Below are 6892 nucleotides of genomic sequence, written 5' to 3' on the forward strand. Positions count from 1 at the left end.
GTCCTCACGGCTCGCTCAACGTCTCGGCGGCTGCGATCGCCGCCAGGACGGCCTTGGCCTTGTTGGACGACTCGTTGTACTCGTACGGCCCGTTGGAGTCCGCCACGACGCCGCCACCGGCCTGCACGTAGGCGGTGCCTGCGCGCATCAGCGCGGTGCGGATCGCGATGGCGAAGTCCGCGTTGCCGGCGAAGTCGAGGTACCCGAGCACGCCGCCGTACAGCCCGCGACGGGTCAGCTCGACCTCTTCGATGAGCTCCATGGCCCGGACCTTCGGCGCCCCCGACAGCGTCCCGGCCGGGAAGCAGGCAGTGACGGCGTCCAGCGCGGTCTTGTCGTCGGCGAGGTGGCCGGTGACGGTCGAGACCAGGTGCATGACGTGGCTGTAGCGCTCGATGTGGCTGTAGTCCTCGACGCGCACGGTGCCGGGCTTGCAGACCCGGCCGAGATCGTTGCGCCCCAGGTCGACCAGCATCAGGTGCTCGGAGCGCTCCTTGTCGTCGGCGAGGAGTTCCTTTTCGAGGAGGATGTCGTCCTCCTCGGTGGCGCCGCGCCACCGGGTGCCGGCGATCGGGTGCGTCGTCGCCACCCCGTCCTTCACCGTGACGAGCGCCTCCGGGCTGGAGCCGACGACCGAGAAGTCAAGGCCGCCTTCGGCATTCGGCACGTTGAGCAGGTACATGTAGGGGCTGGGGTTGGTCACCCGAAGCACCCGGTAGACGTCGATGGGATCCGCGGCGGTGTCCATCTCGAAGCGCTGCGACGGCACCACCTGGAACGCCTCGCCGGCCTCGATGTCACCGACGAGCTTCTCGACGATGGCCGTGTACTCCTCGACCGTGCGCTGCTGACGCGGCTGCGGCTGCGGACGGCTGAAGGTCGCGATGCTCGACGGCAGCGGCTCCCCCAACGCCTTGGTCATGACGTCGAGGCGGGCGACGGCATCGTCGTAGGCCCAGTCGACGCGCTCGTCGGTGCCGTTCCAGTTGACCGCGTTGGCGATGAGGGTGATGGTGCCCTCATGGTGGTCGACGGCAGCCATGTCGGTGGCCAGCAGCAGCACCATGTCGGGCAGTTTGAGGTCGTCGACCGCCAGCTCCGGCAGCCGCTCAAGGCGCCGCACCATGTCGTACGCGAAGTACCCCACCAGCCCGCTCGACAGCGGCGGCAGGCCCGGCACCGGCGCGGTCTGCAACAGGGCCAGGGTGTCGCGCACCGCCTGCAGCGGATCGCCGCCACTGGGTGCGTCCTGCGGCGTGTTGCCGAGCCAGACGGCTTCACCGTCCCGGACCGTCAGCGCCGACGGGGCGCCCGCACCGATGAACGACCATCGCGACCAGGACCGCCCGTTCTCGGCCGACTCCAGCAGAAACGTGCCGGGACGGTTGGCGGCCAGCTTGCGGTAGGCCGACAACGGCGTCTCGCTGTCGGCGAGCACCTTGCGCGTCACCGGCACGACACGGTGCTCGGCGGCCAGCGCCTGGAATTCCTCACGTGAGGTCGTCTTCACGCGGTCATCCTCCCAGAAGTAGCGTGGCAACCATGAAACGTGGTGACCTCGTCGCAGAGTTCAATCTCCCCGACCAGACCGGGACGAACCGCAGCCTTTCCGAACTGCTGGCCGACGGGCCGATCGTGCTGTTCTTCTACCCCGCGGCCATGACGCCGGGCTGCACCATGGAGGCCTGCCACTTCCGCGACCTGGCGGCCGAGTTCGCCGCCGTCGGTGCCTCCCGGGTCGGGATCAGCATGGACGCGGTCGAGAAGCAGGACAAATTCGCCGAGAAGCACAGCTTCGACTACCCGCTGCTGTCGGACACCTCCGGCGCGGTGGCCGAGGCGTTCGGTGTGAAACGTGGCCTGCTCGGCAAGCTGATGCCCGTCAAGCGGACCACGTTCGTCATCGACACCGACCGCAGAGTGCTCGAGGTCATCGCGAGCGAGATCTCCATGGACTCCCACGCCGACAAGGCGCTCGAGGTGCTCAGAGCGCGTTAGCCGCCCGGATCACCGCCGCCAGTGACGCGGTGAGCACCGAGTCACTGCGGCCGCACGACCAGCCGCCGCGGTGTTCGAGGTAGGTGACCGCGGTGGCGCCGATCGACTGCTGGGTGAGGCTCAGAACCTCGACGGGCCGGTCCACGTCGGCCAGCGCCTGCGTCAGCGCCTCGACGGGCCCGACACCGCGATGGGTACTGGTGCGCGCAATCCCATTGACGGTCACCGTGATCTCGGTGGTGTCGTCGCTGCTGACGTGCCAGTCCTTCAGCTCGACCGGGCCGCCGCAACCCAGGTAGGTCGCCTCGAACAGGTCGTACAGCTCGGTGGCGGTCACCTCGGCGCCGCTGCCGTCGGCGTGGGCCTGCACGTGCCGGGCGAAGTCGATCTGCAGCCGGCGCGGCAGGTCCAGTCCGTAACCGGTGTGCAGCAGATAGGCGATACCGCCCTTACCGGACTGTGAATTCACCCGGATGACCGCGTCGTAGCTGCGGCCGATGTCGGCCGGATCGATCGGCAGATACGGTACCCGCCAATCGATTTCGTGTTGGTCGCGGTTCTCGGCCGCCGCCCGGGCCCGGTGTTCGGCCAGCCCTTTCTTGATGGCGTCCTGGTGGGTGCCCGAGAACGCTGTGTGCACCAGGTCGCCCACGTACGGATGGCGTTCGTGGATCGGCATCCGCGTGCAGTGCGACACCGTGCGGGCGATCGCATCGATGTCGGAGAAGTCGATCATCGGGTCGACGCCCTGCGCATACAGATTCAGGGCCAGGGTGGCGATGTCGACGTTGCCGGTGCGCTCACCGTTGCCGAACACACAGCCCTCGACGCGTTGCGCCCCGGCCAGGACTGCCAATTCGGCGCAGGCCACGCCGGTCCCCCGGTCATTGTGCGGGTGCACCGACAGGATCACCGCATCGCGCCGGGCCAGATTCCGGTGCATGTACTCGATCTGGTCGGCGTATACGTTCGGCGTCGCAACCTCAACGGTGGCAGGAAGATTCAGGATCACCGGCCGGCTCTCGGTGGCGTCCCACAGCTGCGTCACGGCGTCGCAGATCTCCAGCACGTAATCGGGTTCGGTCAGGTTGAACACCTCGGGCGAGAACTGGAACCGGATGTTCGGCATACCCTCGGTCAAGGTGAGCACGTCGAGCGCGCCGTGCAGGATCAGACTGCGCAGCTCGTCGCGGTCCTTGCCCAGCACGGTGTTTCGCCACGTGGGCGCGGTCGCGGTGTACATGTGGATGACGACGTCGTTGCGCATGCCCCGCACCGATTCGACGGTGCGCTCGATCAGGTCGCGGCGGGCCGGGGTGAACACCGCGATGGTGACATCCGGTGGCGCGATGTCGGTTTCGGCCAACAGCCGCACGAAGTCGAAATCGGTCTGGGACGCCGAGGGGTAGCCGACCTCGATCTCCTTGTAGCCGATGGCGACAAGCTGTTCGAAGAATCGGCGTTTGCGATCGGGGTCCATCGGCTCGGCCAGGGCCTGGTTGCCGTCGCGCAGGTCGACGGGCACCCACAGCGGCGCGGCAGCGATTCGGTTACTGGGCCAATCCCGTTGGACCACAGGGATGTCCACCCGATCGAAGACATCGGTGTAACGGTGCCACGGCATGGTTGACGGTTGTTGACGGTTCCAGGAGGTGCTCATGAGTGGTCTGCTCTCGGTCAGGTTTGGAGGTGACCGGTCGCGACAGAGCCCCACGGCAGGGGGCCGGTCGTTTCAGACCCCGCCGCGGCAGCCAAGGAGAAGCACGCGCGTCATGATGGTTAGACTATACACAACTCCTCAGACAAGTAGAGAGGTTCTATGGTTTCGCAGGTATCGCGTCAGCCCCTGGCGGCGCAAGCCGCCCAGCTCCTACTGACGCGCATCAAAGACGGTGAATGGCCACTGGGACAACGCCTTCCCGGCGAAACCACGCTGGCCGCCCAGCTCGGCGTCGGCCGTTCCACCCTGCGTGAGGCCATCCGCGAACTGGCCGGGAAGGGCGTCCTCGACAGCCGTCAGGGCGCCGGCGTCTTCGTCACCGCCCTCGATGCCACCGACGACTGGGACACCGTGCTGCGCAGCGCGAACGTCGCCTCGGTGATCGAGGCCCGCATCGCCATCGAGGCCGAGGGCGCCGCCCTCGCCGCAACCCGGCGCACACCGGCCGATCTGCGCGCCATCCGTCGCACCCTCGCCGCCCGCGGCGTCACCGGCCAGTCGGTCCCCGAACATGTGGATGCGGACATGGCCTTTCACCGGGCCGTGATCGCCGCCGCCCACAATGACGTGCTGACCCAACTGTTCGACGCATTCCTGCCCCGGCTGCGGCTGGCCATGATCGACATGCTGAGAATCCGCCCGATCGCGTCAGAACCGTGCGACCACGCGCTGCATCAGCAACTCGCAGACGCCATCGTCGCGCGCGATCCCGACGCCGCGGCCGCCGCGAGCCGCACCCACCTGAGCGCTTTGAAGGAGTCCTTCACATGACCCCGGTCCTCGAAATCGACAACGTGACCTTCCGCCGCGAAGGCAAGCAGATCATCGACGGCATCTCGCTGACGGTGCGCGAGGGCGAGCACTGGGCGCTGCTCGGCCCCAACGGCGCGGGCAAGAGCACGCTGCTCGGCTTCTGCGGCGCGGTCACGTTCCCGACGTCGGGCACCGTGCGGGTGCTGGGCGCACAGATGGGCCGCACCGACCTGGCGCCACTGCGCCGGTCGATCGGCCACGTCAATCCGCGGCACCGGTTGCAGTATCCGTTGACCGTGCGGGAGGTGGTGCTGACCGGTGTCACCGGAACCATCGACATCGCGGCCCGGTGGACACCCACCGGCGAGGACATCGCGCGCGCGGACGAATTGATCGGCACCGTGGGACTGACCCACCGGGCCGACGCCGTGTGGCCGACGCTGTCGCAGGGCGAGCGCGGGCGAACCCTCATCGCCCGCGCCCTGATCGCCGAGCCACGACTGCTACTGCTCGACGAACCCACCACGGGCCTGGACGTGGCCGCCCGCGAGCTGCTGCTGGAAACCCTTGACGCGCTGGAGCATTCACACCCCGAGATGGCGTCGATTCTCGTGACACACCACCTCGAGGAGCTGCCGACGTCCACGTCCCACGCGCTGCTGATCGGCGACGGCCGGACGGTCGCCGTGGGGCCGGCTACCGAGACCGTAACGACCGATCATGTGACAGAGGCCTTCTCGCACCCCATCGAGGTCGGCTATAGCCAAGGACGGTGGTCCGCCCGGGCGAAGGCCGGCCGAATCGACCTGTGACGCAACGGGTTGAGTCAGCATGACTGCCGGCGCTGGACCTCAGATACGCGTGCATCAGAGCAGTGATACCGACTACCGCCGCATCGTCATGCACACTCAGCCCGGCACCGAGCCAATCGCCGACGGACGTCAACCGAACAATCCTTGACCGGCCGCCCTTTCGCATGGCCGGTTAGACGAACAGTGCTAACGACACGGTTCCCGCTACGCCTTCCCATCGAGGGTGGTCTTGATTCGCGGCACCACCGATTCGAGGGGTTCGTTTGTTTCGAACACTACGACCGCCGTTCGGCTCTCGGATGTACGGCTCACCAGTGCCAGCGTTGTAGTCATCGCCTCGGAAAAATCGCGCTGCGGTGTCGTAGATTCTGCGCGCAGCCACCGCCGCAACACGTGGTTGTGGGCGGTGACGACCGCGGTCGCCAGGAGCTCGGCACGCAATGCCGCGTTTGGCTCACCGTCGAGATGTGCTGTCAGGTGGCGGGTGAATAGGCGGGTATACCGTCCTATGCTTGCCATTTCGCGATCGCGTAGCGCAGAAACGGTACTGGTCAGGCGAAACCTAGCTTGCGCCAGCTCGCCCTCCTTCACGTAGTAGTCGAAGACCACCCCTGCGGCGTCCACTACGGCGGCCAGCGCGGAGCTTCTCGCGGCCGTTTTCAGCCGAAGCTCGACCTGAGCCAGAAGCGCGTCATGGTCGGGGAATATCAGACCTTCCTTCGAACCGAACAACCGGAAGAGCGTCGTGCGCCCCACGTCTGCCCTTTGTGCGATTTGGTCGACGGTAACCGCGTCATACCCCCTCTCCTCAAACAATGCGATTGCCGCATCCACCAGTCGTTCTCGAGCGGTTTCTCCCCGCATTCAGCTTCCCCTTTACGCCAAGACTGTACTTAGTACCATTTTTACGGTACTAAGTACCACCATGGACAACGACGCCCTCCAATGTGACCAGATGTACGCCCTTACCGACGAACAACGCGAGATTCGTCGCGCCGCGCGAGCAGTGTGCGAGGCGAAGATTGCGCCATTTGCCGCAGATGTCGACGAGCAGGCCAGATACCCTCGCGAAGCTGCCGAAGCGCTACTGGCCACCGACTTCTTCGCCCCTCACGTTCCAGAACAGTTCGGCGGCGCGGGTGCGGACGCGTTAGCTACCTGCATCGTCATCGAAGAGGTGGCACGGGTATGCGCGTCCTCCTCGTTGATCCCGGTGGTGAACAAGTTGGGTTCGATGCCGTTGATCCTGGCGGGTTCGGATGAGCTGCAGAGCCGCTATCTTCCACAACTAGCCGCCGGCAAGGGCTTTTCCTACTGCCTCTCGGAGCCAGACGCGGGTTCCGACGCGCTTGGCATGACCACCCGAGCGGTCCAGGAGGGGCAATTCTGGATCCTCAACGGCGTCAAACGCTGGATCAGCAATGCCGGAGTCTCCGACTTCTACACCGTGCTCGCTGTTACCGATCCCGCCAAGCGCGGCAGCGGCATCAGCGCGTTCGTGGTCGAGAAGGATGATCCCGGTGTGTCTTTCGGCGAGCAATGATCAGAACCTGTGGATGAGCCTCGGCGAGGCGGCGTAGGAAAGGGCGCACCTTCCCGAGGATGATCT

6 protein-coding genes and 1 pseudogene are annotated in these 6892 nt (G+C 66.4%); 4 read left to right on the plus strand and 3 right to left on the minus strand.

All coding sequences use genetic code 11. The annotated features are described in order from the left end of the window. Positions 1-4: 4 nt before the first annotated feature. Entirely contained in the window at positions 5-1540 is a 1536-nt protein-coding gene (locus ACJH6H_RS27580) for an anthranilate synthase component I (RefSeq protein WP_205848897.1), read from the minus strand. 2 nt (positions 1541-1542) lie between these two features. Here ACJH6H_RS27580 and ACJH6H_RS27585 point away from each other — a divergent pair, with 2 nt between their 5' ends. Next, on the plus strand, positions 1543-1998 hold the full coding sequence (locus ACJH6H_RS27585) for a peroxiredoxin (protein ID WP_064859553.1): 456 nt from the start codon (positions 1543-1545) through the stop codon (positions 1996-1998). On the opposite strand, the gene ACJH6H_RS27590 is transcribed toward ACJH6H_RS27585, so the two are convergent. Further along, the gene (locus ACJH6H_RS27590) at positions 1985-3658 is read right to left on the minus strand and encodes a 2-isopropylmalate synthase (protein WP_371824556.1); all 1674 of its coding nucleotides are present in this window, start codon (positions 3656-3658) and stop codon (positions 1985-1987) included. The genes ACJH6H_RS27585 and ACJH6H_RS27590 overlap by 14 nt on opposite strands. A 159-nt stretch (positions 3659-3817) precedes the next feature. Between ACJH6H_RS27590 and ACJH6H_RS27595 the strand changes: the two genes are divergently transcribed. Further along, complete coding sequence (locus ACJH6H_RS27595; protein WP_212813982.1) at positions 3818-4489, plus strand: FadR/GntR family transcriptional regulator; 672 nt, start codon at positions 3818-3820, stop codon at positions 4487-4489. After that, a complete protein-coding gene (locus ACJH6H_RS27600; protein WP_406776214.1) occupies positions 4486-5283 on the plus strand; it encodes an ABC transporter ATP-binding protein in 798 nt (265 codons plus the stop codon). The genes ACJH6H_RS27595 and ACJH6H_RS27600 overlap by 4 nt, the downstream gene beginning before the upstream one ends. Before the next feature lie 204 nt (positions 5284-5487). Here ACJH6H_RS27600 and ACJH6H_RS27605 read toward each other — a convergent pair whose 3' ends face one another. Continuing rightward, positions 5488-6147, minus strand: a complete 660-nt coding sequence (locus tag ACJH6H_RS27605; RefSeq protein WP_406776215.1) for a TetR/AcrR family transcriptional regulator — start codon at positions 6145-6147, stop codon at positions 5488-5490. 91 nt (positions 6148-6238) lie between these two features. On the opposite strand from ACJH6H_RS27605, the pseudogene ACJH6H_RS27610 reads away from it, so the two are divergent. After that, positions 6239-6817, plus strand: a pseudogene (locus tag ACJH6H_RS27610) (acyl-CoA dehydrogenase family protein); the annotation flags it as partial. Between the last annotated feature and the right edge of the window lie 75 nt (positions 6818-6892).

Source organism: Mycobacterium sp. SMC-21 (assembly GCF_045310825.1).
Classification (GTDB): domain Bacteria; phylum Actinomycetota; class Actinomycetes; order Mycobacteriales; family Mycobacteriaceae; genus Mycobacterium.

What these genes read in the sequence shown, in the direction of transcription:
- ACJH6H_RS27585 (WP_064859553.1), top strand. Translation starts at nt 1,543, where the DNA reads ATGAAACGTGGTGACCTCGTCGCAGAGTTCAATCTCCCCGACCAGACC.
- ACJH6H_RS27590 (WP_371824556.1), bottom strand. Translation starts at nt 3,658, where the DNA reads ATGAGCACCTCCTGGAACCGTCAACAACCGTCAACCATGCCGTGGCAC.
- ACJH6H_RS27595 (WP_212813982.1), top strand. Translation starts at nt 3,818, where the DNA reads ATGGTTTCGCAGGTATCGCGTCAGCCCCTGGCGGCGCAAGCCGCCCAG.
- ACJH6H_RS27600 (WP_406776214.1), top strand. Translation starts at nt 4,486, where the DNA reads ATGACCCCGGTCCTCGAAATCGACAACGTGACCTTCCGCCGCGAAGGC.
- ACJH6H_RS27605 (WP_406776215.1), bottom strand. Translation starts at nt 6,147, where the DNA reads ATGCGGGGAGAAACCGCTCGAGAACGACTGGTGGATGCGGCAATCGCA.